This is a genomic window from Kitasatospora sp. NPDC049285 (genome assembly GCF_040678815.1).
GTDB lineage: Bacteria > Actinomycetota > Actinomycetes > Streptomycetales > Streptomycetaceae > Kitasatospora.
Genome location: NZ_JBFAQR010000028.1, coordinates 17,307 through 38,998, shown reverse-complemented (window position 1 = coordinate 38,998; position 21,692 = coordinate 17,307). Strand labels below are relative to the sequence as shown.

The window sequence follows — 21,692 nt, the reverse complement described above, 5'->3', positions numbered from 1 at the left end:
GCCGCACCATCTGGCATCCCGTCACCCGACTGCCCACAATGGGCGGGTGGAGATGACCCGGGACGAGTTCGAGGCGCTGGTCTCCGACGCGCTCGACCAGATTCCCCCGCAGCTCGCCGCGATGATGGACAACGTCGCGGTCTTCGTCGAGGACGAACCCGATCCCGCCACCCCCGACCTGCTCGGCCTCTACGAGGGCATCCCGCTCACCGAGCGCGGCGAGTGGTACGCCGGCGTCCTGCCCGACCGGATCATCGTCTACCTCGGCCCGACCCTGCGGTACTGCGACACCGCCGAGGAGGTCGTCGCCGAGGTCCGCACCACGGTGATCCACGAGGTCGCCCACCACTTCGGCTTCGACGACGACGAACTCCACGACCTCGGCTGGTCCTGACACCCCCGCCAGCACCCCGCCGCGCCGACGACCGGAAACCGTTTTGGCGTTCCGCCCGGCATCCCATATGCTTCTCGACGTCCCCGAACGCCGGATACACCGGCCGGAAGGGCCCGCAAGCCCTCATCGTCTAGTGGCCCAGGACGCCGCCCTTTCAAGGCGGTAGCACGGGTTCGAATCCCGTTGGGGGTACGCAGTACCGTAGTAAGGTCCTGTGCGGAGCAATCCACACAAGGTCCCGTGGAGCAGTTGGTTAGCTCGCCACCCTGTCAAGGTGGAGGTCGCGGGTTCAAGTCCCGTCGGGATCGCTCGTCTCGTCAAGAGGCGGCGTAGTACGGCCAGGTAGCTCAGTTGGTACGAGCGTCCGCCTGAAAAGCGGAAGGTCGCCGGTTCGACCCCGGCCCTGGCCACAACGTTTGACCAGCAGAAAGCCCCCGAGCGCATCGCGCTGCGGGGGCTTTTTCATGCCGATAACACTTCGCAGGAGCGCTGTCGGCCCCGGCACCGGACTACTCTGAGGGTGTTGCCCGGCGCACCCCAGGAGACACCGCGCATGAACCCGGAGCACTTCGCACTCCTCGATGAGGCCCGACGGAGCCTGCCCGACGGATTCAAGGTGGAGATCTCGGGCGACACCATCGTCATGATGGTCAGCCCCTCGGGCATCCACCAGCGGAACCTGCTTCTGGTCCGCCGCCAGTTCGACAGGCACGCCCCGGTCGATCTGCTGCCGAGCGAGAACACCGACCTGGTGTCGCCCAACGTCGGCAAGAGCCGCAACCCGGACCTGACGTACCTTCCGAGCAAGGCGCTGGAAACGTCCGACAACCAGGTCCCGTCCGAGTTCGCCGCTGTCGCCGTCGAGCTCGTCTCCCCCTCGAACCCGGAGAACGACTGGGTGGGGAAGGTTCGCGACTACCCGTTGATGGGCATCCCGCTGTACCTGCTGGTCGACGCCAGGCAGAAGACCGTCACCCTGTTCAGTCGGCCCGACGGTACGAGGTACCACCGCCGTGAGGACATCGAGTTCGGCGAGACTCTGCGCATCCCCGAGCCGTTCGACTTCGACCTGATCACGAGCGACCTGCTGCCGTACTGACCCACGCCGGCTTGCGCTACCCGCCACTGGTTGACGCCCTGGCCACCAGGTTTGACCAGCAGTCAGCCCCCGGGCGCACGGCGGCGGGGCCGCAGGCTGGTGTGCCTGCGGCCCCGCTCGGGTTTACGGGTCAGGAGGGGTCGCCGTACTGGAGACCGCGTCCGTTGGTGCCGACGTACACCCGGCCGTAGGTGTCGGGGTCACCGGTGACGATGCGGCTGCCGGCGAAGTTGCCCCACTGGTGCGCGTCGTCGTTGATTCGGACCCAGCTCGCGCCCTGGTCGGTGGAGCGGAAGACGCCGGCGACGCCCTTGACGGTGCCGATCAGGTACAGCGCCTGGTACGAGGTGCCCGGTGCGGCCTTGCCGAAGCCGACGGCGGAGGCGGACTCCACCGAGGACAGCCTGGTGAAGCTGCGGCCGCCGTCGGTGGAGTGCAGCAGGCCCGTGCCGTCGCCGGCGAGCCACAGGTCGCCCGCGATGCCGGGGACGGCGCTGAGCTTGCCGCCCGGCAGGTTGCCGGCGCGGGCGGTGAAGTTCGCGCCGCCGTCGGTGCTGGCGTAGAGGGTGCCGCCCGACAGCGAGTAGAAGGTGGTGGCCGAGGACCGGTCGGCGACGACCACGGCATCCTTGCCCAGGCCGTTGACCCGCGACCAGCTCGCACCCCGGTCGGTGGAGCGGTACGGGGCCTGGCCGGCCTCGGTCCAGACGAAGCTGGATCCGTCCGCCGCGATCGCGATGTGGCCGCTGTCCGCGCTGGGCACCGGCTCGCCCTTGAAGCCGTTCCAGGTGTGGCCGCCGTCGGTGGAGAGGGCGCCGTCCTGCGCACCGCCCCGGCCGACCCGGACCACCAGCGAGGGGCTGGACTGGGCGTAGTCGACGGAAGTGCTGTTGTAGATCGTCGGGTTGACCAGGCGGTTGGTGGGCTCCTTCGTCAGGTCGTCGTACACGAAGCCGCCCTGGTCGCCCAGCGAGGTGATGAGGGCGGCGGCGCCGGGCGGGGAGACCGCGTCGTAGTACGCCGTCTCCTCCAGCCCGCGGGCTCCGATGAACCAGTGGCTGGTGCCGCCGTTGTCGGTCGCGTTGGCGTCCTTGCTGGCCCAGATGCCGTTGCCGGTGCCGTACATCACGTGTCCGGAGTCGAACGGGTCGATGCTCAGAGCGGTCATCCAGTGCCCGATGCCGGTGCCGAGGTACGGGGCGATGGAGGCGTCCCGCACGGACCGGTCGGACTGGGTCTTCCAGGTCGTACCGCCGTCGGTGCTGCGGTAGACCTCGTCCTGCGGCCACCAGCGGTCCAGCGTGGTGACCATCACCGTGGACGGCTTCTGCGGGTCGACGGCCAGACCGGCGAACCCGTAGCCGCCCTGGGACGGCGAGATGTTCTTCCACGCCCCGCCGGAGGTGTTGTACTTCCACACCGAACCCGCCGTCACGTCGTTGGGGCCGGGGTTGTTGGAGTACGTCAGGTACAGCGAGCCGTCACCGGAGCGCACTCCGTGCTGCGGCACCTGGCCGGTGGGCTGGCCGGAGACGGCCTGCCAGCTGTTGCCGCCGTCGGTGGAACGGTACAGGTTGGTGGACCGGTCGGCGACGCCGACGTAGACCGTGTTGCTGCCGGACGGGCCGTACGTCACGAAGGAGATGCCGGTGCCGAAGCTCGCCCCGTCCTTGACCGGGAACGAGGAGACCTGATTCCACGTCACACCGTGGTCGGTGCTGCGCCACAGGCCGTTCTTGCGGGTGCCGAGCAGCAGGTTGTCGTGGTTCGCGGGGTCGATCACCAGGCGCTCGCCGGCCCCGCGGCCGTCCTCGTTGCCGCCCAGCTTGAACGGCAGGTCGGTGCGCTGGAAGGTACGGCCGCGGTCGGTGGAGCGCAGGATCGCGCCGTTGCCGGCCCAGTCGTTGGTGTAGGTGCCCGCCGCGAGGTAGAGCCGGTCCGGGTCGACCGGGTCGGTGGCCAGCGACTCGATGCCCAGCAGGTTCCAGTCCTTCTGGCCGATCCAGTCGGTGAGCGGTGTCCACTGCTCGGCGCCGACGTCCCAGCGGTACGCGCCACCCATGTCGGTGCGCGCGTACAGCAGGCCCTTCTCCTTCTGGTTGAAGACCAGGCCGGTGACGTAACCGCCGCCCGCCACCGGGGCGTTCTGCCAGGTGTACGCCCCGGACCCGGGCTTCGCGCTGCTGTCGGCCACCTTCACCAGCTTCCACTGCTGGTTGGTACCACCCCACCCGGGCCACTGGATGATCTGCGTGCCCCGGTCCGTGGAGTTGCCCATGACGTCCAGGACCTGACCGCTCCTGCGGGAGGTGAAGGTGACGGCGTCGGAGCCGCTCACGTCGTCGATCCGCCACTGCTGGGACGCGGCGGACCGGTCCGTCTGCTGCTCGGCCACGGCCGCCTGGGCGGTCGAGTCGCCGGCGATGCCCAGCACCTTGCCGCTGTTGCGGTTCACCAGCTCGAAGTAGCCGTCCCTGGTGGGCTTCAGTTTCCACTGCTGGTTGGCGGTGTTCTGGTCGGTCCACTGCTGGATCCGGGTGCCCTCGGCGGTGGAGAAGGCGTTGACGTCCATCACCTGGCCGCTGCGGACCGAGAGCAGCCGGTAGTAGGCACCTCCGTCGACCATCGCGGCCTGCGAGTCCTCGTGGGTGAACAGGAGGTACGACGCGCCGGCGAGGGGCACGCTGAGCAGCAGAGCGGTGGCGCTCAGGCGACGGCGGTGACGCCCGCGGCGCCCGCCGTTCGGGGGGTTGCTCATGGGTAGGGGTTCTCCTTGCGGACTGTGCACGAGAGAGGGACCGATCCGGCCACCGGGACTGGCCGGGTCTACCTCCTTGTGGTCACGGGCGCCGCAAAGGTTGCCGCGAGCCGGGGACTTTCCCGGATTGGCGGGGCATCAGTTCCCGTGCGGGCGGCGGAGGAAGAGGCGTCCGGCCAGGTCGATGCCGGTGACGGCGCCGGTGGCGGGGTCGCGGGTGAAGAAGCCGCGTTGGCCCTGGAAGGCGCCGGCGGTGATGAGGTAGTCGTCGTCGCGGCCGGGGAGCAGGGCGAAGGGGAAGGGCGGGTAGTCGGCGGGGAGTTCCTTCGCGGAGGCGGCCCGGAGTTCCGGCTTGATGAGCACCTCGAGTTCCAGGCCGGTGTCGTCGGCGCGGACGGCGAGGGTCATGGAGTCGGTGTCGTAGTCGCCGAGCAGGTCGGCGGCGCGGGCCGGGTCGTACGGCAGCGGCTCGGGGTCGCGGTCGACGACGCCGAGGTGGTGCTCGAGGGTCCACCGCAGCACCGCCCGGTTGAAGGCGACGCCGCCGGGGCCGCCGTTGGCGAGGACGGCGACCGCGAAGCCGTGCTCGGGGACCATCAGCAGTTCGGCGAACTGCCCGTTGGCGGAGCCGCCGTGGCCGAAGGTGGCGACGCCGTCGATCTCGCGCAGGAACCAGCACAGTCCGAAGGCGTCGCCGAGGGTGCTGCCGCGCAGGGCGACGGTCTGACGCTGCATCGACTGCCGGGTGTCGTCGGGCAGGACGGCGGCGTCGCCGTCCAGGTGGAACCGGGCCCAGCGCAGCAGGTCCGCGGCGCAGGACACCGCGCCGCCGCCGGGGTTGTTGCCGCGGGTGTCCTTCCACTGGCGGGCGACCACGGGGACGCCGTCGGCGTCGGCGTTGTGGCCGACCGCGAAGCGGCGGGTGAGCGCGTCCTCGGCGGTGAACACGGTGCCGCTCAACTCGAGCGGGCCGAGCAGCAGTTCGGCGACGGCGCGCTCGTAGCTCCGGCCGGTGACCTGTTCGATCACCCGGCCGAGCAGGTTGTAGCCGGCCTGGCTGTACGAGGCGCGGTCGCCGGGGCGGCCGATCAGCTCCAGTTCGGGCAGCCGCGCGACGTACCCGGCCAGCGCGTCGTCGCCGTCGCCGGTCTCGACGATCAGGCGTACGCCGAGTCCGGCGGTGTGGTTGAGCAGCCGGCGCACGGTGATCGTGGCGGCGGTCCGCTCGTCCGCGAGGCACAGCTCGGGCACGTACCGGCGCACCGGGGCGTCCAGGTCGACCAGGCCGTCCGCGACCAGCCGCAGCAGCGCCGTCGCGGTGAAGCTCTTGGTGACCGACCCGATCACGAACAGCGTCCGCCCGTCCACCGGCAGCGGGTTCTCCACGCTGGTCACGCCGTGCCCGACGAACACCTCCCGCCCGCCCACCAGGACCCCGACCGCCGCCCCGGGCACCCCGTGCTCCTCGGCGGCGGCCCGGACGAACTCCTGCAGTGCGGTGGCGTCGTACGCCATGGCTTCCCCCTCGTGTCGTCGCGTCTCCTGCTGACGCCGACCACGCTAACGCGCGCGTTGAACTAAGTTCAAGTACTTAGTTCAAGTCCGGACCCCAGGACGCCTTTCTCCGTGACCACCGGTCGCCGCGGCTCCCGCGGGAGAAGAATCGCGCGGCAGTCTCAGGCCGAGACCAGCGGCATCAGGACTTCGTCGACAATCGACCGCAGGTGCGCGTCCGGCACCGTCGGGGCCTGGTGCACCACGTAGTGCACGATCATCGCCGGGCCGACGGTCGCGACCAGTTCGGAGTCCGCGCCGGGCCGCAGTTGCCCGCTGCGCACGCCGCGGGCGAGCACCTCGGCGATGCGGGCGTCACAGGGGTCCATCACGCGCCGGCCGACGACCGTGTGCATCAGACCGCCGGCTCCGGCGGCCTCGCTGCGCACGACCTGGAAGACCGTGCCGTGGGTGAGCGAGATGGCGTCCCGGATGCAGCCGAGCAGGGTCAGCAGGTCGTCCCGGACCGAGCCGCCGAGCCTGAGTTCGGCCGGGTCGGGCAGGACGCTGCCGAGCGCGGCGGCGACCAGTTCGTCGCGGTTGGCCCAGCGGCGGTAGAGCGCGGCCTTGCCGGTACCGGCGGCGGCGGCGACTCCTTCCATGGTCAGGCCCGCGTAGCCGACGGTGCGGAGCTGGTCGAGGGCGGCGTCCAGGACGGCCTTCTCCAGCACCTTTCCACGCCGTCGCGTACCGGAACTCCCGCCCGCTTCACGAGGGTTGACAACGTCCATGCCCGCGACACCTCCGGATCCGTCGCCACGGACAGCCCTCGCCGACAGCCCTTGCGGACCGCCGCCCGAGCTCCCTACAGTGAACGCGACCGTCTACTTTCCAGCTTGAGCTTTCGCATTTTCACCCACGGGGGAGGACTGTGTCCACCACGTCGACGCCTACCGGCAAGACGGGCGCACAACCAGCTTCGAACTCACGACGCAAGCCCGGAATCGCCCTTCTGGTGATCGTCCTGAGCCAGTTCATGGTGGGTCTCGACGCGACCGTCGTGAACATCGCCCTGCCGAAGATCCACGCCGACCTGGGGTTCTCGGCGACCGGTCTGGCCTGGGTCAGCAGCTCGTACACCCTGGCCTTCGGCGGCCTGCTGCTGCTCGGCAGCCGCCTCGGCGACATCCTCGGCCGCCGCCGGGTCTTCATCGCCGGCTTGGTCCTGTTCGGTGTCGCGTCGCTCTTCGCCGGCCTGTCGGACTCCGCCACGATGCTGCTGGTGTGGCGCGTGGTCCAGGGCGTCGGCGCCGCGGCCGCCGCCCCGAACTCGCTGGCCCTGGTGGCGAGCAACTTCGAGGAGGGCCCGGAGCGCAACAAGGCCTTCGGCGCCGTGGCCGGCTCGTACGCCGCCAGCCTCGCGCTCGGCCTGATCGCGGGCGGTCTGCTCACCTCGGAGGCGTCCTGGCGCTGGGTGATGTTCGTCAACGTCCCGTTCGCCGTCCTGGTGCTGGTCCTCGCCCCGCTCCACGTGATCGAGGCCGACCGCAACCCGGGCAGGTTCGACCTCGGCGGCGTCATCCTGTCGGCCGGCTTCATGACCTCCCTGGTCCACGGCCTGCTGCACGCGGCCGAGCACGGCTGGGGCAACGGCACCACCCTGGGGTCGCTGGCCGCCGCCGCGGTGCTGCTGATCGGGTTCCTGCTGGTGGAGAGCCGGGCCGCGCAGCCGCTCCTGCCGCTGCAGCTGTTCACCAGCCGCAACCGGGCGGGCGGCTACGTCAGCCTGGTCGGCCTGGTCGCCACCATGTCGGCGATGAACTTCTTCGTCAGCCAGTACCTGCAGGACGGCCTGGCGTTCAGCCCGATGACGGCCGGCTTCGCCTTCCTGCCGATGGCCGCGGCGATCCTGGCCTCCGGCGGCCAGGCCGCCAAGCTGCTCGGCAAGGTCGGCGCCAAGCCGCTCATCCTGGTCGGCTCGCTGCTGATCGGCGGCGGCATGGTGTGGATGTCGCTGGTCTCGGACTCCACCACCTACCTGACCGGTGTGCTCGGCCCGATCCTGCTGTTCGGCATCGGCGCCGGCCTGGCGTTCACCGCGCTGTCGGCCACCATCCTGGGCGACGTCTCCGGCGAGCACGCCGGCTCCGCGGCGGGCGTCCTGGAGGTCATGCAGTGGATCGGCTTCACCCTGGGCATCAGCGTGCTGATCACGATCTTCGGTTCGGCCGGCCGTGACGCCGCCGCCAAGGTCCCGGGCGACGCCAAGCACGCGCTGGTGGAGGGCCTGGGCGCCGCGTTCACCGCGTCGCTGGCCTTCGTGGCCGTCGCGATCGTGGTCGCGATGCTGGCCGTCAAGCCGGCCGCGGCGCCCGCCGGCCCGGTCCGCCAGGACCCTTGAGCGCCGGCTCACGGACGACTCACGGCCGGCTCCGACTTCCCGCTCCGGAAAGCGACGTGACGCATGATCAACCCCACACTGGGCACCGGGAACCTCGGCCTGTGGACGAACCAGTTCGATGCGCTGCCGATCGCGCAGGCCGTCGAGGCGACCCGCGAGATCGAGGACCTCGGCTACTCCGCGCTGTGGCTGGGCGAACTGTCCGGCCGTGAGGCGATGACCCAGGCCGCCCTGCTGCTGGGGGCCACCGACCGGCTGACCCTGGCGACCGGCGTGGCCAACGTCTACGGCCGCGACCCGGTGACCATGGCCCAGGCCCAGCGCACCCTGCTGGAGGCCTTCGGCGACCGCTTCGTGCTCGGCCTCGGCATCAGCCACCCGTGGTTCGTCGAGCAGGTCCGGGGCCTCGCCTTCGGGCCCCGGGTGCCCACCATGCGCGCCTACCTGGACACGATGGACGGCTCCCGGTTCGGCCCGCCCGGCGCGCCCGAGCGCGGCCCCCGGGTGATCGGCGCGGTCGGCGCGAAGATGCTCGCGCTGGCCGCCGAGCGTGCCGACGGCGCGCTGCCGTTCGGCGTTCCGGTCGAGCACACCGCACGCACCCGCGCCCTGATGGGGCCGAAGCCCTTCCTCGGCGTCATCCAGGCCGTGCTGCTCGGCCCGGACAACGCCCGGACCCGCCGGCAGGCCCGCACCTACGTGGCGGAGTCGCTGCCGAACCGGGCCGACATGCTGCGCGAGCTCGGCTACTCGGTCGACCTGGCCGGGCCGGGCGCCGACCGGCTGGTGCGGGCCATGGTCGCCTGGGGCGACCGGGACGCCATCGCCGGGCGGGTCCGGGAACAGCTGGCGGCGGGGGCCGACCACGTGTCCCTGTCCGTGATCGGCACCCCGCCCGACGTACTGCCGCGGCGGCAGTGGCGCGAGCTGGCCGGCCTGCTCGACTGACCGGCCCGCTCAGTGCGGGCCCAGGCCGACCGGGCGGGGGAGATCAGCCCCGCAGCTTCTTGCGCGCGTTGCGCACCGCCCGGTGCGCCCGCTGGACCAGGGACAGGGTGCGCAGCCGGTTGGCCACGGTGAGGCGGTACTTGAGGCGCAGGAAGCGCGGGAGGGCGGCGACCCGGTCGGGGCCGATCGCGCTGAGCAGGCGGGTGACGTGCCGCTGGTAGGCGTGCCGGTAGACCCGGTCGCCGTCGGGGACGGTCCAGAAGAACATCGGGAGCTCTTCGACCAGGGTGTTGTGGTCGTAGGCGCGCAGGTGCTCGCGGAAGACCGGCTCGGGGCGGTCGAGGAGCCAGCCGCGGACGAGTTCGATGGAGCGGACCCGGTCGGCGAGGCCGCGCGGGTCGGTGCGGCGCTGGGTGATCGACTGGTCGCCGTCCTCGCGGATGCGCCAGTGGTAGATCGGCTCGGCGAGCACGTCGACCCGCTCGGCGAGGAAGTGGTGCGGGACGCTGACCGGGGCGTCCTCGTAGAGCATGCCCTCGGGGTAGTCGAGGCCGGCCGCGGCGTAGAAGGAGCGGCGGTAGACCTTGTTCCACGCGGTGCGGTCGGTGACCAGGGCGGGCAGTTCGCTGATGTGGGTGCGCAGCCGGGTCTCGGCGAACGGGCGGCGGTGCACGTGCGAGGGCTCGAAGCCGGTGGAGCGCAGGCGCAGGGCGTTGCCCGCGGCGAAGTCGGAGCCGGTCCGGTCCAGCGTGGTGATCATCAGCTGGTAGGCGTCGGCGGGCAGGGTGTCGTCGCTGTCGACGAAGGCGAGGTACTCGGTACCCTCGGCGAGGTGGCGGACGCCGGTGTTGCGGGCCGCGCCGAGGCCCTGGTTCTCCTGCTGGACCAGTCGGAAGCGCTTGTCCCGCTCGGCGTACCGCTCGGCGATGGCCGCACTGGTGTCGGTGGAGCCGTCGTCGACCAGGACGCACTCGAAGTCCGTGAAGCTCTGGGCGGCGATCGAGTCCAGGCAGTCGGCGAGGTAGCGCTCGACGTTGTACACCGGGACGACGACGGAGAGACGGGGGGCCATCGGCTGCGCGGGCCTTTCGAGCGGGGGCGTCGGTCCGAACGGGTGGGCGGACGCCGGGTGTGGTCGGGACCAGGGTTGCGGGTGCGGACGGCCGGTGGGGAAACGGCGGGTGTCGCGGAGTTGGCGGAGCAGTGGCCACCAGAGGGCGCTCCGGAACAGCCTGACACACAGTGAAACGCGCAGGGCCGCCGAACGGTTCTGGGCGCGCGGGCGCACACCGGGGGAACAGGCGCCGCTGCCCACCCCCGTGGGGCAACGGCGCCCGAGCATCCGATCGCCGATCCTGCCGAGAGTGTCGACGGTGTGTCAACTATCGTGGATTCACGGCCGCCCGTCGAGGGCGCCGACCCGTCGCGCGCCCACGATTTCGGCACGATTTCCCCAACGATCGTGCAGATCGGGACCTTCGAGGGATACGCCCGGGGGTAAGGACGTTCTATGATCCGGCACATGCCCACGGACTCCCCCCGCAGCGAGGTTCCGGACTTCGCCAGCCGCTTCCGGCGCCTGATAGCGGTGATCTATCCCAAGGACCTCGGCCGCCCCTGGCGCGACTCGGAGATCGCCGAGGGCACCGGCCTGAGCGGGACCTACATCGGGAACCTGCGCAAGGGCACCCAGAAGCCCAGCCTGGAGAACGCCGTCCGGATCGCCAAGTTCTTCGGCGTCCCGCTGGACTACTTCTCCGACTCGGAGACCGCCCGCGCCGTGGAGCAGGACCTGCGCAAGATCGAGGCGCTGCGCGACTCCCGGGTGGAGCGGATCGCGATGCGCGCAGCCGGGCTGCCGCCGGAGATGCAGGACGCCGCACTCACTATTGTGGAGCAGTTGCGCCGGGCGGTCGGCCTGCCCTCGGGGCAGCCGGACGACACCGGCCCGGCGACGTGACGGAGCACCAGGAACTGCCGCTGGGACACTGGCGGCAGGCCGAGGGGGTGGACGTGCAGGGGTTGGGGAGCGGGCTGGGGCGGACCCGCCGGCGGATGCGCGCGGTCGCACGCGGGCTTCAACTGCCGCCGCTGAGCACGGTGGAGGAGCTGTGCACGGCGGTCTCCGGCCATCTGGACCGGACCATCCGGGTGGCTCCGCGCCGGATGCGGGTGGGCGAGCCGTCCGGGTTCGTGGAGCGGCTGCCGGACGAGGACGTGATCCACGTCGAGCAGGAGACCTCCGGACTGCACCGGGCGCACATCATCTGCCACGAGCTGGCCCACCTGCTGTGCGGGCACCTGGCCGAGCCGGCCGGCCCGGACGAGGACCCGGCCCGGGTCGAACTGCCCACCATCGACCCGGACATGCTCCGGCTGGTGCTCGGCCGCTCGCACTACGACGACGCCGCCGAGGAGGAGGCCGAGGTGCTGGGCGCCGAGCTGATGCGCGTCCTGGTGCTCGCCCCGGGCGCCGGCACCACCTCGCAGCTCGCCCCGGCGCTGGAGCACCGCAAGGGTCAGCATGTCTGAACTGCCTTTCAACTTCGTCTACCTGGGCATCGGCTGCGCGGCCTGGGTGGTGGCCGGACTGAAGCTCCGAGCCTGGCGGCGCGACCCGTCGTTCGGGCTGCTGGTGGTGGCGCTGGCGATCGCCTCGCCGTCCACCGCCTTCGTCTTGGCCTCCCCTTTGCTGTACCGGGCGATCGGCCACCTCAGCGGCGTCGGCAACCTGGCCACCCTGCTGGTGTACCTGGGCATCGTCGGGTTCTCCGCCGCCACCGTGGTGCTGGCGCTGGTGTGGACCCCGCCCGAGGAGCGGGCCGGCACCGAGATCTGGGCGCCGCTCTCCGACGGGCTGCGCCGCCGGGTGCGCCGCCGCACCGCGGTGTTCGCCGTCCTGGTCCCGGTGCTGGCCGCGCTGTTCCTGGCCGGCGGCCCGTACACCCCGGAGACCCCGCTCACCTTCGACACCACCTTCGCCCCGCGGGCCGCCACCGCGGTCTTCCTGGCGCTCTACCAGGGCCTGTTCGCCTACGCGCTGATCGACATCGGCCGGGTCTGCCTCGGCCACGCCGCCCGGCTCCCCGACGGCTGGCTGCGCCGCGGCATCCGGCTGATCGCGGTCGGCGCGCTCACCGCCTGCGGGTACGTGGCGTGCAAGATCGCCGCGATCGCGCTGGCGTACTTCGGCGTCGGCGGCGCCGAGTGGCTGAGCACCGCGCTCGGCCCGGCCTTCGCCGCGCTCGGCGCGATCGGCATCACCTGCGGCTTCGCCGGTCCGGCGGGCGCCGCCTGGACCCGCCGGCGCAGCGACTTCCGGGCGCTGCGGCCGCTGTGGGACCTGGTCTACCGGGCCGACCGCCGGCTCGCCCTGGAGGGCCCGCCGTCCCCCGCCTGGCTGGAGCGCGCCGCGCTGCGCGACCTCGAGTGGCGCACCACCCGGCGCGGACTGGAGATCCGGGACGGCCAGTTGACGCTCCGTCCGTGGATCGACCCGGCCGCCGTCCGGGCCGCCGAGGCGGTCGCCGACCGGTCCGGGCTCGACCCGCGGGAGCGGGACGCGCTCGTGGTCGCGGCGGCGCTGCGCGCGGCGGTGGCGGCGCTGTCCGCCGGTGCGGTGCCTCGGCCGCGCGAGGAGCAGCAGGTGCTGCCGGGGCTGGACGCCGAGCCGGCCCAGGAGCGCGCCCACCTGGTGCTGGTGGCCGGGTACCTCGACTCGCCGCTGGTGGCCGAGGCGCTGTCCGGTGCGGAGGCCGTGGCCGGGTGAGCGGACAGCCCCACGACCGCGCCCGGCACCGGGACGCCTTCGCCGAGTTGGTGCTGCACCGGGCCCCGCAGCGGGCCCGGGTCGGCCTGACCCTGGGCTTCGTGCGGACCTTCGCCGTCCCGGAGATCGCCGAGGTGCTGGTCGGCACCGGGAAGCTGACCGCCGAGCCGAAGGCCCGGGCGAAGGCCACCGGCGCGGTGATGTTCTCGCTGATCGGCCACGGCGTGGCCAGCCCCGAGGGCAGGCGGCTGGTCGCCGAACTCGCGGCGCTGCACCGCCGCCTACCGGGCGCCGGCGGCGACCTGATGCGCTACGTGCTGGCCTGCTTCACCGTGTACCCGGTCGAGTTCACCGCCCGGCACGGCGGGGTCCGTCCGGCCGAGCGGACCGCCGCCTTCGCCTTCCAGGCCGAGCTCGCCCGGGCCCTGGAGCTGACCCCGCTACCCGGTCCGACGCTGGCTCAGACCCGCTGCTGGATGCGGGAGTTCGAGGACGCCAGGTTCGCCCCGAGCCCGGCGGCCCGGCTGCTCTGGCAGGCCACCTCCGGCCTGCTCGCCACCCGCCTCCCCGGCCCCCTCGCCCGCCACGCGCCGGCCTTCGCCGCCGCCCTCCTCGACGCCCCGCTGCGCCGCGTCCTCGACGTCCCCCGCCCCGCCTGGCCGATCCGCACCGCGGCCGCGGCGGCCTTCCGGCTGATCCGCTGACCTGACGCGTCCTCGGCCGCGGGTCTCGCGGCGCGGCCACCGCAAACGGGTAAACTACACGATGTAGTGCAAGTGCCCGTCACCCCCGGAGGCCCCGATGACCCAGCCCCCGCCCGCCCGCCGCGGCATGCCCGAGAAGCGCCTCGCCATCACCCGCGCCGCCCGCACCGTCTTCGGCCGCGAGGGCTTCACCCGGTGCAGCGTGGACGCCATCGCCGCCGAGGCGGGCGTCTCCAAGCGCACCGTCTACAACCACTTCGCGGACAAGGAGCAGCTCTTCCAGACCGTGATCCTGGAGGGCGCCACCGAGGTCGCCGCCGACCACGCGGCCCTCGCCGACCGGCACTTCCGCAAGATCGTCGACCTGCGCGCCGACCTGACCGACTTCGCCAGCGACCGGGTGGCGGGCCTGACCGGCTTCGCCGAGCACTGGGCCCTGGTGCGCACCATCGAGGCCGAGGCCACCCACATCAACCCGGCCGTCCTGGACGCCTGGCAGGAAGCCGGCCCGCGCGAGTCGTACCGCGAACTCACCCGCTGGATGGCCGAGTTCGCCGACCGCGGGCTGCTGGAGATCGCCGACCCCGGGCAGGCCGCCGGCCACTTCAGCCAGCTCACCTTCATGGCCGTCGCCCAACTCACCTTCTACGGCGCCCTCCCGCTCGACGAGCGCCGCGCCGACGAGCTGACCGCCTCCGGCGTCGACGCCTTCCTGCGGATCTACCGGACCGAAAAGTAAACTGCACGGTGCAGTAGAAAGATTGCACTAACCGGTGTACCTTCGTTCCCGGGTCGATTGTCCGACCCGTCCGTCCGCACCAGAAGGAGCACCTCCCATGGCCACCGTCCCCGCCGGCACCGCGACCGTCTCCTACCGCACCGAGGGCTCCGGGCCGGGCCTGGTCCTGGTGCACGGCACCGGCTTCGGCGCGGAGGGCACCTTCGGCCACCTGGTCGAGCACTTCTCGGCCGATCGCACCGTCGTGCTGCCGGACTTCGCCGGCTCCGGCGAGACCGTGGACGACGGCGGCGAGCTGACCGTCGAGCTGCTCGCCGGGCAGGTCATCGCGGTGATCGAGGCCGAGGGCGGCCCGGTCGACCTGGTCGGCTTCTCGCTCGGCGCGGTGGTCTCCGCCACCGTCGCCGCGCTGCGGCCCGACCTGGTGCGCCGCCTGGTGCTGACCGCCGGCTGGGCCCGTCCCGACGACGTCTACCTGAGCACCCACATGGCCACCTGGGCCGGGCTGCAGGGCGACCCGCTGGCCTTCGGCCGGTTCGGCACCCTGACCGCCTTCAGCCCGGCCTTCCTGAACACCATCGGCGCGGACGCGGTGGCCGGCATCGTCGCCGGCAACCTGCCCTCCGACGGGGCCCTGCGGCACATCGCGCTCAACCGGCGCGCCGACCTGCGCGAGCTGCTGCCGCGGATCACCGCCGAGACCCTGGTGATCGGCTGCACCAAGGACGGCACCGTCCCGTTCGCGCTGACCCGCGAGCTCGCCGACGGCATCGCCGGGGCGCGCTTCGCCGAGGTGGAGAGCGGCCACGTGGTGGTCTACGAGCAGCCGGAGACCTTCGTGAAGCTGGTCCGGGAATTCACCGCCTGACCCGCTGCGGAGTTCCTGACGGTCCGCCAGACGGTGACTCCGGGGCCCTCGTTGGCGGTCGGGATTGGTATGTTCTCCAACCGTCCGCCGCCTCGCGCGGCCCACGATCCGTCAGCACCAGGGGGAACCACCGATCATGCGCACCCGCCCGTTCCTGACCGCGGCCGTCCTGCTGGCGGCCACCCTCGGCGCCGCCGCCTGCGACCCGTCCGGCCCGGCGCCCGCCGCCTCCACCCAGGCCGCCCCGCCGGCCGCCTCCAGCGCCCCCGCGTCCGCCTCGCCGGCCGCGAGCAGCGCCGCGCCCGCCAAGTCCTCCGCAGCCCCGGCGGGCGGCGGCCCGGTCAGCGCGGCCGACGAAACCGCCTTCGAGCGGGCTTCCCAGGACGTGGGCGGCTGCCAGGCGTACTACAAGGCGCACAAGGTGATCGCCGTCCAGAGCGCCGACAAGTCCGGCACCCTGACCGGCATGAAGCAGACCGCCACCTGCGGCGCCTACGGCCTGGCCCTGGACGACGAGAAGGGCGCCGCCGCGGTGACCCTGCACGCCGCGGCCGGCGCCAAGGCCACCTACTTCACCGGCGAGGGCAAGAGCGGCGGCCCCAAGTTCACCGCCCGCACCGGCACCTTCGCCGACTTCGCCGCCAAGCAGCAGACCTGCAAGGACCACGGGGACAACCCGCCGGCCGGCACCCTGTGCGTCCAGTCGCTGTTCGAGTACACCCTGGACTCCAGCGGCGCCGTCACCTCGCTGCGCGAGACCTTCATCGCCACCGACTGACGGTCCGTCGACCGCGCGGGCCCCGGCCGGATCCCTCCGCCCGGGGCCCGTCCGGCTCCCGCTGCTACTCGACGCCCTTGCGGCGGAACGGGTGGTACCGCTGGTCGCCGTGGAAGTACGGGTAGGGGATCTCGCGGGAGACACAGCCCGCGTCGCCGCTGTCCTCGATGCCGATGTACTTGGTGTGCGCGGCGTCGGCCCAGCCGCCGAACAGCACGGTGTGCTCGCCCATGATCATCGCGTCGCCGGGCTTGAGGTCGTTCTTGCTGATCTGCTCGGAGACGTCGCTCGCCATCAGGCCGTGGGTGTCACGACCCGGGCCGGGCAGTCCCCAGGCCGCGGAGACCAGGCCGGAGCAGTCCACCCGGTAGCCGTTGGTGATGGCGCCCTGGCTGTAGCCGAGCTTGTGCTCGGCGCGCTCCAGGGCCCGCTCCACGATCGCCGTGCGCTCGGGGGACAGACCGTCCATCTTGGGCTTGGCGACCACGCCGAGGCCCTCGCCGTTCTGCTTGTGGCGCTTGCGGTTGCCGCACCAGGAGTCCCAGCCGCTGCCGTTGAAGATCTTGGTCTTCCAGTCGCCGGTGGACTTGTCCTTGAGCTTCGGCCCGTCGTGCCTGCCGCCGGGACCGCCGGCCGGGGTCCCGGTGCTGCCGGAGCTGTCGCCCGGGGACTCCGGCTGCGAGGGGTGGTGGCTGCCACCGCCGCCCGAGCCCTGCTCGCCGCCCTTGCCGCCCGCGCCGCCGTCGATCCGGGTGCCGGTGCCGGGCGACTTCGGCTTCTCGTGGTCGCCGCCCTTCGGCTTGTTCATCTCCTCGGCGATCTTCTTCTCGATCGCCTGGTAGTGCGAGATGACCTTGCGGATCTTGTCGACGTCCTGGGCCAGGCCCTTGGTGAGCGTCTCCTTGGTCTTCTCCAGGTGGTCGGCCCGGGCCTCGATCTCCTTGACGCTCTTCACCACGTCGCCGACCACCGAGCTGAAGCCGAAGATCCCCGCGAACGGCGCGGAGAAGACGTCCTCGGCGGCGGCCTTGGCGATGGTGGCCTTGATGCTGCCGACCTGCTTGGTCATCTGCTCCATGCGCTGGTTCAGCGTCTGGAAGTCCCGCTCGATCTTGGTCAACTCTTCAATGCGGTAGCCGAACTGATCAGCCATCAGCACACTCCCCCCGTCATGTCGATCCGTCCCCGTCGCGTCGCCCGGACGCGTCACAGAATGCTGGCGAGCCGCTTCACCGCGTCGCCGAGCTGTCCCAGCTCGTCCGCCACGCCGTTCAGCTCACGCACCCGGTTCTGCGCGTGCTGGGTGAACGCGTCCGCGGCGGCCCCGTGCCAGTGCAGCGAGGAGAGCACCGAGTTGACCTCCTGGCCGAGCTCGTCCACCTGCTTGCCCAGCTGCGCCAGCTCGGTAGCGATCTTGTTCAGCTCGGCGTCGGCGTCGCCGAACATCTTGCTGAGCGCCCAGTGTGCGATCTCGGCCGGGGCCATCACGATGTCCTCGCCGACCTTCACCACGTCCCCGGCGAGGTGCTTGACGTCGCCCCACAGGTCCATGACATTCCCCCTGTTTCCCCGTATGCCAGTTCCCCCAAGGCTAGTCAGTATCGGCTCGGGGCGAAACGGGCGGGTGCCCCTTCGACCGGCCGGGCGGCCCGGGCGCGCGCCGGGCGGGCTATTCGCGGTCCGCCCGCCCCGCCTGTGACACTGGAACCGCTCGAAAACCGAGGTGCGCCCCGGCCCTTCCTTTTTGCAACCTAGAGGGATGCCCGCAGTGAGTTCTCCCGTAGCCCCGCAGCCCGCCCCCACCCTCGCGGAGCTGGCCGCCCGGCTGCCCGGACTGATGCTGCGCGACGCGCAGCGCCTCGGCCGCCGACTCGACGGCACCCGCAAGGTCCGCTCCGACGACGCCCGGCAGAAGATCGTCGCCGAGCTGGCCCCCGACTTCGACCGGGCCGAGCTGCGGGTGGCCGAGCGCCGCGCCGCGGTCCCGGTGATCCGCTACCCGCAGGAACTGCCGGTCAGTCAGAAGAAGGACGACATCCTGGCGGCCATCCGGGACCACCAGGTGGTGATCGTCGCCGGTGAGACCGGCTCCGGCAAGACCACCCAGATCCCGAAGATCTGCCTGGAGCTGGGCCGCGGCGTGCGCGGCCTGATCGGCCACACCCAGCCGCGCCGGATCGCCGCCCGCACGGTCGCCGAGCGGGTCGCCGAGGAGCTCGACACCCCGCTCGGCGCGGCGGTCGGCTGGAAGGTCCGCTTCACCGACCAGGCCGGCCAGGACACCCTGGTCAAGCTGATGACCGACGGCATCCTGCTGGCCGAGATCCAGACCGACCGGGACCTGCGCCAGTACGACACCCTGATCATCGACGAGGCGCACGAGCGCAGCCTGAACATCGACTTCCTGCTCGGCTACCTCAAGCAGCTGCTGCCCCGCCGCCCCGACCTCAAGGTGGTCATCACCTCCGCCACCATCGACCCGGAGCGCTTCGCCGAGCACTTCGACGGAGCCCCGATCATCGAGGTCTCCGGCCGCACCTACCCGGTCGAGGTCCGCTACCGCCCGCTGTTCGACGAGACCGACGGCGAGGAGGAGGCCGAGGAGGCGGACCGGGACCGCGACCAGGTCCAGGCGATCTGCGACGCGGTCGAGGAGCTGCAGTCCGAGGGCCCCGGCGACGTCCTGGTCTTCCTCTCCGGCGAGCGCGAGATCCGCGACACCGCCGACGCGCTCACCAAACTGAAACTGAAGTTCACCGAGATCCTGCCGCTCTACGCCCGGCTCAGCTCGGCCGAGCAGCACAAGGTCTTCCAGCGCTCCACCCAGCGCCGCGTGGTGCTGGCCACCAACGTCGCCGAGACCTCGCTGACCGTCCCCGGCATCAAGTACGTGATCGACCCGGGCACCGCCCGGATCTCGCGCTACAGCCACCGCACCAAGGTGCAGCGGCTGCCGATCGAGGCGATCAGCCAGGCCAGCGCCAACCAGCGCAAGGGCCGCTGCGGCCGCACCTCGGACGGCATCTGCATCCGCCTCTACTCGGAGGAGGACTTCCTCTCCCGCCCCGAGTTCACCGACGCGGAGATCCTGCGCACCAACCTGGCCTCGGTGATCCTGCAGATGACCGCGGCCGGCCTCGGCGACATCGCCGCGTTCCCGTTCCTCGACCCGCCGGACTCCCGCAACATCAAGGACGGCGTCAGCCTGCTGCACGAGCTCGGCGCGCTCGACCCGGAGGAGAAGGACCACCGCAAGCGGCTCACCCCGCTGGGCCGCAAGCTCGCCCAGCTACCGGTCGACCCGCGGATGGCCCGCATGGTGCTCGAGGCCGACCGCCTCGGCTGCGTCCGCGACGTGATGGTGATCGCCGCCGCGCTCTCCATCCAGGACCCGCGCGAGCGCCCCGCCGAGAAGCGCCAGGCCGCCGACGAGCGGCACCGCCGCTTCCACTCGGAGACCTCCGACTTCTCCTCCTACCTGGCGATGTGGCGCTACGTCAGGGAGCAGCAGAAGGAACTCTCCTCCTCCGCGTTCCGCCGGATGTGCAAGTCCGAGTTCCTCAACTACCTGCGGATACGGGAGTGGCAGGACGTCTACGTCCAGCTGCGCACCATCGCCAAGCAGCTCGGCGTCACCATCGACGAGCCGCACGACGACGCCGAGCCGGACGCGGACCGGATCCACCAGGCGCTGCTCTCCGGCCTGCTCTCCCACCTCGGCCTGTTCGACGTGGAGAAGCGCGAGTACGCGGGCGCCCGCGGCGCCCGGTTCGCGGTCTTCCCGGGCTCGGGCCTGTTCAAGAAGCCGCCGCGCTGGGTGATGTCCGCCGAGCTGGTGGAGACCTCCCGGCTGTGGGCCCGGATCAACGCCAAGATCGAGCCGGAGTGGGTGGAGCCGCTCGCCCCGCACCTGATCAAGCGCAACTACAGCGAGCCGCACTGGGAGAAGAAGGCCGGCGCGGTGCTGGCCTACGAGAAGGTCACCCTGTACGGGCTGCCGATCGTCGCCCAGCGCAAGGTCAACTACGGCCGGATCGACGCCGAGCTCTGCCGCGAACTGTTCATCCGCAACGCCCTGGTGGAGGGCGACTGGGAGACCCACCACCGGTTCTTCGCGGAGAACCGCAAGCTCCTCGACGAGGTCGAGGAGCTGGAGAACCGGGCCCGCCGCCGCGACATCCTGGTGGACGACCAGACCCTGTTCGACTTCTACGACGCCCGGCTGCCGGAGACGATCGTCTCCACCCGGCACTTCGACTCCTGGTGGAAGCAGGCCCGCCGCGACCAGCCGGACCTGCTCAACTTCGAGAAGTCGATGCTGATCAACGAGTCGGCGGACGGCGTCACCGAGGCCGACTACCCGGACTACTGGCAGCAGGGCAAGCTCCGCTTCAAGCTCACCTACCAGTTCGAGCCGGGCAGCGACGCGGACGGCGTGACCGTCCACATCCCGCTGCCGGTGCTCAACCAGGTGGTCCCGGACGGCTTCGACTGGCAGATCCCGGGCCTGCGCGAGGAGCTGATCACCGCCTACATCCGGTCGCTGCCCAAGGCGGTCCGCCGCAACTTCGTGCCCGCCCCGGACTACGCCCGGGCCGCGATGCGCGAGCTGACGGACCGCCAGGAGCCGCTGCTGCCCACCCTGGAGCGGGTGCTGCACCGGATGTCCGGCCTGCCGATCCCGCCGGAGGCCTGGGACGACGAGCGGGTCCCCGAGCACCTGAAGGTGACCTTCCGGGTGGTGGACGGCAAGCGGAAGCTCGCCGAGTCCAAGGATCTGGAGGAGCTGCGCCGCAAGCTCCAGCCGAAGCTGTCCGCGACGCTCTCCGACGCCGCCTCGGGCCGCGGCATCGAGCGCACCGGGCTGACCTCCTGGCCGGCCGATCTCCCGGTCCTGCAGCGCACCTTCGAGCAGCGCTCCCGCGGCCACTCGCTGCGCGCCTACCCGGCGCTGGTGGACGAGGGCGGCTCGGTCGCCATCAAGCTGTTCGACACCCCGGAGGCCCAGCAGCACGCCATGTGGGCCGGCACCCGCCGGCTGCTGATGCTCCAGGTCAACTCGCCCGCCAAGTCCATCCAGGGCCGACTGGGCAACCAGGCGAAGCTGGCGCTCTCGTACAACCCGCACGGCTCGATCCCGGCCCTGTTCGAGGACATCGTGGCGTCCGCCACCGACCGCCTGATGGAGCTGAACGGCGGCCCGGTGTGGGACGCCGAGGCGTTCGCCGCGCTGTACGACAAGGTCCGCGCCGACCTGTACGAGCTCTCCGCGGACACCACCCTGAAGACCGCGACCGCGCTGATCGCCTTCCACAAGGCGTCGACCCGCCTGAAGTCGGTCTCCAGCCCGGTGCTGCTCTCCGCCGTCAACGACGTCCGGCTGCACCTGGCCTCGCTGGTGCACGCCGGGTTCGTCACCGACACCGGCTGGCCGCGGCTCGGCGACCTGAAGCGCTATCTGATCGCGGTGGACCGCCGCCTGGAGGCGCTGCCCGACCACCCGCAGCGCGACCTGCAGAACCTGCAGAAGGTCCAGGCCGTCCAGCAGGCCTACGGCGAGCTGCTGGCGAAGGTGCCGGCCGGCCGGGAGCCCTCGCCGGAGGTCCGGGCGATCCGCTGGATGATCGAGGAACTGCGGGTGAGTTTCTTCGCGCAGGGGCTCGGCACCCCGAGCCCGGTCTCGGAGAAGCGGATCCTGAAGGCGATGGAGGCCGCCGCGGCCACCCTCTGAGGGCCCTCC

The 21,692-nt window shown here is 71.8% G+C and carries 18 protein-coding genes and 3 tRNA genes; 15 read left to right on the top strand and 6 right to left on the bottom strand.

Annotated elements, in window-relative coordinates:
• The first annotated feature begins 52 nt into the window (after positions 1-52).
• The 5 genes from AB0K51_RS19425 (at position 53) to AB0K51_RS19405 (ending at position 1,493) form a co-directional block, all read left to right on the top strand.
• On the top strand, positions 53-394 hold the full coding sequence (locus AB0K51_RS19425; RefSeq protein ID WP_363456811.1) for a metallopeptidase family protein: 342 nt from the start codon (positions 53-55) through the stop codon (positions 392-394).
• A 119-nt stretch (positions 395-513) separates the two neighbouring features.
• A tRNA-Glu gene (locus tag AB0K51_RS19420) sits at positions 514-586 on the top strand.
• A gap of 42 nt (positions 587-628) precedes the next feature.
• Positions 629-702 (top strand) — tRNA-Asp (locus AB0K51_RS19415).
• A 28-nt stretch (positions 703-730) separates the two neighbouring features.
• A tRNA-Phe gene (locus AB0K51_RS19410) sits at positions 731-804 on the top strand.
• Between the two features lie 143 nt (positions 805-947).
• A complete protein-coding gene (locus AB0K51_RS19405) occupies positions 948-1,493 on the top strand; it encodes a Uma2 family endonuclease (RefSeq protein ID WP_363456680.1) in 546 nt (181 codons plus the stop codon).
• 130 nt (positions 1,494-1,623) lie between these two features.
• Here AB0K51_RS19405 and AB0K51_RS19400 read toward each other — a convergent pair whose 3' ends face one another.
• The 3 genes from AB0K51_RS19400 to AB0K51_RS19390 all read right to left on the bottom strand — a co-directional run bounded on the left by AB0K51_RS19400 (position 1,624) and on the right by AB0K51_RS19390 (position 6,476).
• Entirely contained in the window at positions 1,624-4,251 is a 2,628-nt protein-coding gene (locus AB0K51_RS19400) for an RICIN domain-containing protein (protein WP_363456677.1), read from the bottom strand.
• Positions 4,252-4,389: 138 nt separating this feature from the next.
• Entirely contained in the window at positions 4,390-5,766 is a 1,377-nt protein-coding gene (locus AB0K51_RS19395) for a serine hydrolase domain-containing protein (protein ID WP_363456675.1), read from the bottom strand.
• A gap of 161 nt (positions 5,767-5,927) precedes the next feature.
• Positions 5,928-6,476 carry a TetR-like C-terminal domain-containing protein gene (locus AB0K51_RS19390; protein ID WP_363456672.1) on the bottom strand — a complete coding sequence of 183 codons (549 nt, stop codon included), beginning with the start codon at positions 6,474-6,476 and terminating at the stop codon, positions 5,928-5,930.
• A gap of 284 nt (positions 6,477-6,760) precedes the next feature.
• Between AB0K51_RS19390 and AB0K51_RS19385 the strand changes: the two genes are divergently transcribed.
• Both AB0K51_RS19385 and AB0K51_RS19380 read left to right on the top strand, forming a co-directional pair.
• Positions 6,761-8,146: an MFS transporter gene (locus AB0K51_RS19385; RefSeq protein WP_363456669.1), complete on the top strand. Its 1,386-nt coding sequence runs from the start codon at positions 6,761-6,763 to the stop codon at positions 8,144-8,146.
• Positions 8,147-8,209: 63 nt separating this feature from the next.
• Positions 8,210-9,094: a TIGR03620 family F420-dependent LLM class oxidoreductase gene (locus AB0K51_RS19380; RefSeq protein ID WP_363456666.1), complete on the top strand. Its 885-nt coding sequence runs from the start codon at positions 8,210-8,212 to the stop codon at positions 9,092-9,094.
• A 43-nt stretch (positions 9,095-9,137) separates the two neighbouring features.
• Here AB0K51_RS19380 and AB0K51_RS19375 read toward each other — a convergent pair whose 3' ends face one another.
• Positions 9,138-10,166, bottom strand: a complete 1,029-nt coding sequence (locus AB0K51_RS19375) for a glycosyltransferase (protein ID WP_363456663.1) — start codon at positions 10,164-10,166, stop codon at positions 9,138-9,140.
• Between the two features lie 450 nt (positions 10,167-10,616).
• On the opposite strand from AB0K51_RS19375, the gene AB0K51_RS19370 reads away from it, so the two are divergent.
• From AB0K51_RS19370 to AB0K51_RS19340, 7 genes are all read left to right on the top strand, one after another.
• A complete protein-coding gene (locus tag AB0K51_RS19370; protein WP_363456661.1) occupies positions 10,617-11,054 on the top strand; it encodes a helix-turn-helix domain-containing protein in 438 nt (145 codons plus the stop codon).
• A complete protein-coding gene (locus AB0K51_RS19365; protein WP_363456658.1) occupies positions 11,051-11,626 on the top strand; it encodes a hypothetical protein in 576 nt (191 codons plus the stop codon). Before AB0K51_RS19370 ends, AB0K51_RS19365 begins: the two co-directional genes overlap by 4 nt.
• Positions 11,619-12,863: an MAB_1171c family putative transporter gene (locus AB0K51_RS19360; RefSeq protein WP_363456656.1), complete on the top strand. Its 1,245-nt coding sequence runs from the start codon at positions 11,619-11,621 to the stop codon at positions 12,861-12,863. The genes AB0K51_RS19365 and AB0K51_RS19360 overlap by 8 nt, the downstream gene beginning before the upstream one ends.
• Complete coding sequence (locus tag AB0K51_RS19355) at positions 12,860-13,567, top strand: oxygenase MpaB family protein (RefSeq protein ID WP_363456654.1); 708 nt, start codon at positions 12,860-12,862, stop codon at positions 13,565-13,567. The genes AB0K51_RS19360 and AB0K51_RS19355 overlap by 4 nt, the downstream gene beginning before the upstream one ends.
• Before the next feature lie 97 nt (positions 13,568-13,664).
• Complete coding sequence (locus tag AB0K51_RS19350; RefSeq protein ID WP_363456652.1) at positions 13,665-14,306, top strand: TetR/AcrR family transcriptional regulator; 642 nt, start codon at positions 13,665-13,667, stop codon at positions 14,304-14,306.
• Positions 14,307-14,403: 97 nt separating this feature from the next.
• A complete protein-coding gene (locus tag AB0K51_RS19345) occupies positions 14,404-15,174 on the top strand; it encodes an alpha/beta hydrolase (protein WP_363456649.1) in 771 nt (256 codons plus the stop codon).
• Positions 15,175-15,310: 136 nt separating this feature from the next.
• A complete protein-coding gene (locus AB0K51_RS19340; protein WP_363456646.1) occupies positions 15,311-15,952 on the top strand; it encodes a hypothetical protein in 642 nt (213 codons plus the stop codon).
• Positions 15,953-16,016: 64 nt separating this feature from the next.
• Here AB0K51_RS19340 and AB0K51_RS19335 read toward each other — a convergent pair whose 3' ends face one another.
• Together AB0K51_RS19335 and AB0K51_RS19330 are read right to left on the bottom strand one after the other, a co-directional pair.
• Positions 16,017-17,105 carry a hypothetical protein gene (locus tag AB0K51_RS19335; protein ID WP_363456643.1) on the bottom strand — a complete coding sequence of 363 codons (1,089 nt, stop codon included), beginning with the start codon at positions 17,103-17,105 and terminating at the stop codon, positions 16,017-16,019.
• A 53-nt stretch (positions 17,106-17,158) separates the two neighbouring features.
• On the bottom strand, positions 17,159-17,503 hold the full coding sequence (locus tag AB0K51_RS19330; protein ID WP_363456640.1) for a hypothetical protein: 345 nt from the start codon (positions 17,501-17,503) through the stop codon (positions 17,159-17,161).
• Between the two features lie 208 nt (positions 17,504-17,711).
• On the opposite strand from AB0K51_RS19330, the gene hrpA reads away from it, so the two are divergent.
• Positions 17,712-21,683 (top strand): ATP-dependent RNA helicase HrpA, encoded by a 3,972-nt coding sequence (gene hrpA, locus AB0K51_RS19325; RefSeq protein ID WP_363456637.1) that lies wholly within the window; start codon positions 17,712-17,714, stop codon positions 21,681-21,683.
• The last annotated feature ends 9 nt before the right edge of the window (positions 21,684-21,692 follow it).

What these genes read in the sequence shown, in the direction of transcription:
- AB0K51_RS19425 (WP_363456811.1), top strand. Translation starts at nt 53, where the DNA reads ATGACCCGGGACGAGTTCGAGGCGCTGGTCTCCGACGCGCTCGACCAG.
- AB0K51_RS19405 (WP_363456680.1), top strand. Translation starts at nt 948, where the DNA reads ATGAACCCGGAGCACTTCGCACTCCTCGATGAGGCCCGACGGAGCCTG.
- AB0K51_RS19400 (WP_363456677.1), bottom strand. Translation starts at nt 4,251, where the DNA reads ATGAGCAACCCCCCGAACGGCGGGCGCCGCGGGCGTCACCGCCGTCGC.
- AB0K51_RS19395 (WP_363456675.1), bottom strand. Translation starts at nt 5,766, where the DNA reads ATGGCGTACGACGCCACCGCACTGCAGGAGTTCGTCCGGGCCGCCGCC.
- AB0K51_RS19380 (WP_363456666.1), top strand. Translation starts at nt 8,210, where the DNA reads ATGATCAACCCCACACTGGGCACCGGGAACCTCGGCCTGTGGACGAAC.
- AB0K51_RS19375 (WP_363456663.1), bottom strand. Translation starts at nt 10,166, where the DNA reads ATGGCCCCCCGTCTCTCCGTCGTCGTCCCGGTGTACAACGTCGAGCGC.
- AB0K51_RS19370 (WP_363456661.1), top strand. Translation starts at nt 10,617, where the DNA reads ATGCCCACGGACTCCCCCCGCAGCGAGGTTCCGGACTTCGCCAGCCGC.
- AB0K51_RS19360 (WP_363456656.1), top strand. Translation starts at nt 11,619, where the DNA reads ATGTCTGAACTGCCTTTCAACTTCGTCTACCTGGGCATCGGCTGCGCG.
- AB0K51_RS19350 (WP_363456652.1), top strand. Translation starts at nt 13,665, where the DNA reads ATGACCCAGCCCCCGCCCGCCCGCCGCGGCATGCCCGAGAAGCGCCTC.
- AB0K51_RS19345 (WP_363456649.1), top strand. Translation starts at nt 14,404, where the DNA reads ATGGCCACCGTCCCCGCCGGCACCGCGACCGTCTCCTACCGCACCGAG.
- AB0K51_RS19340 (WP_363456646.1), top strand. Translation starts at nt 15,311, where the DNA reads ATGCGCACCCGCCCGTTCCTGACCGCGGCCGTCCTGCTGGCGGCCACC.
- AB0K51_RS19335 (WP_363456643.1), bottom strand. Translation starts at nt 17,105, where the DNA reads ATGGCTGATCAGTTCGGCTACCGCATTGAAGAGTTGACCAAGATCGAG.
- AB0K51_RS19330 (WP_363456640.1), bottom strand. Translation starts at nt 17,503, where the DNA reads ATGGACCTGTGGGGCGACGTCAAGCACCTCGCCGGGGACGTGGTGAAG.
- hrpA (WP_363456637.1), top strand. Translation starts at nt 17,712, where the DNA reads ATGCCCGCAGTGAGTTCTCCCGTAGCCCCGCAGCCCGCCCCCACCCTC.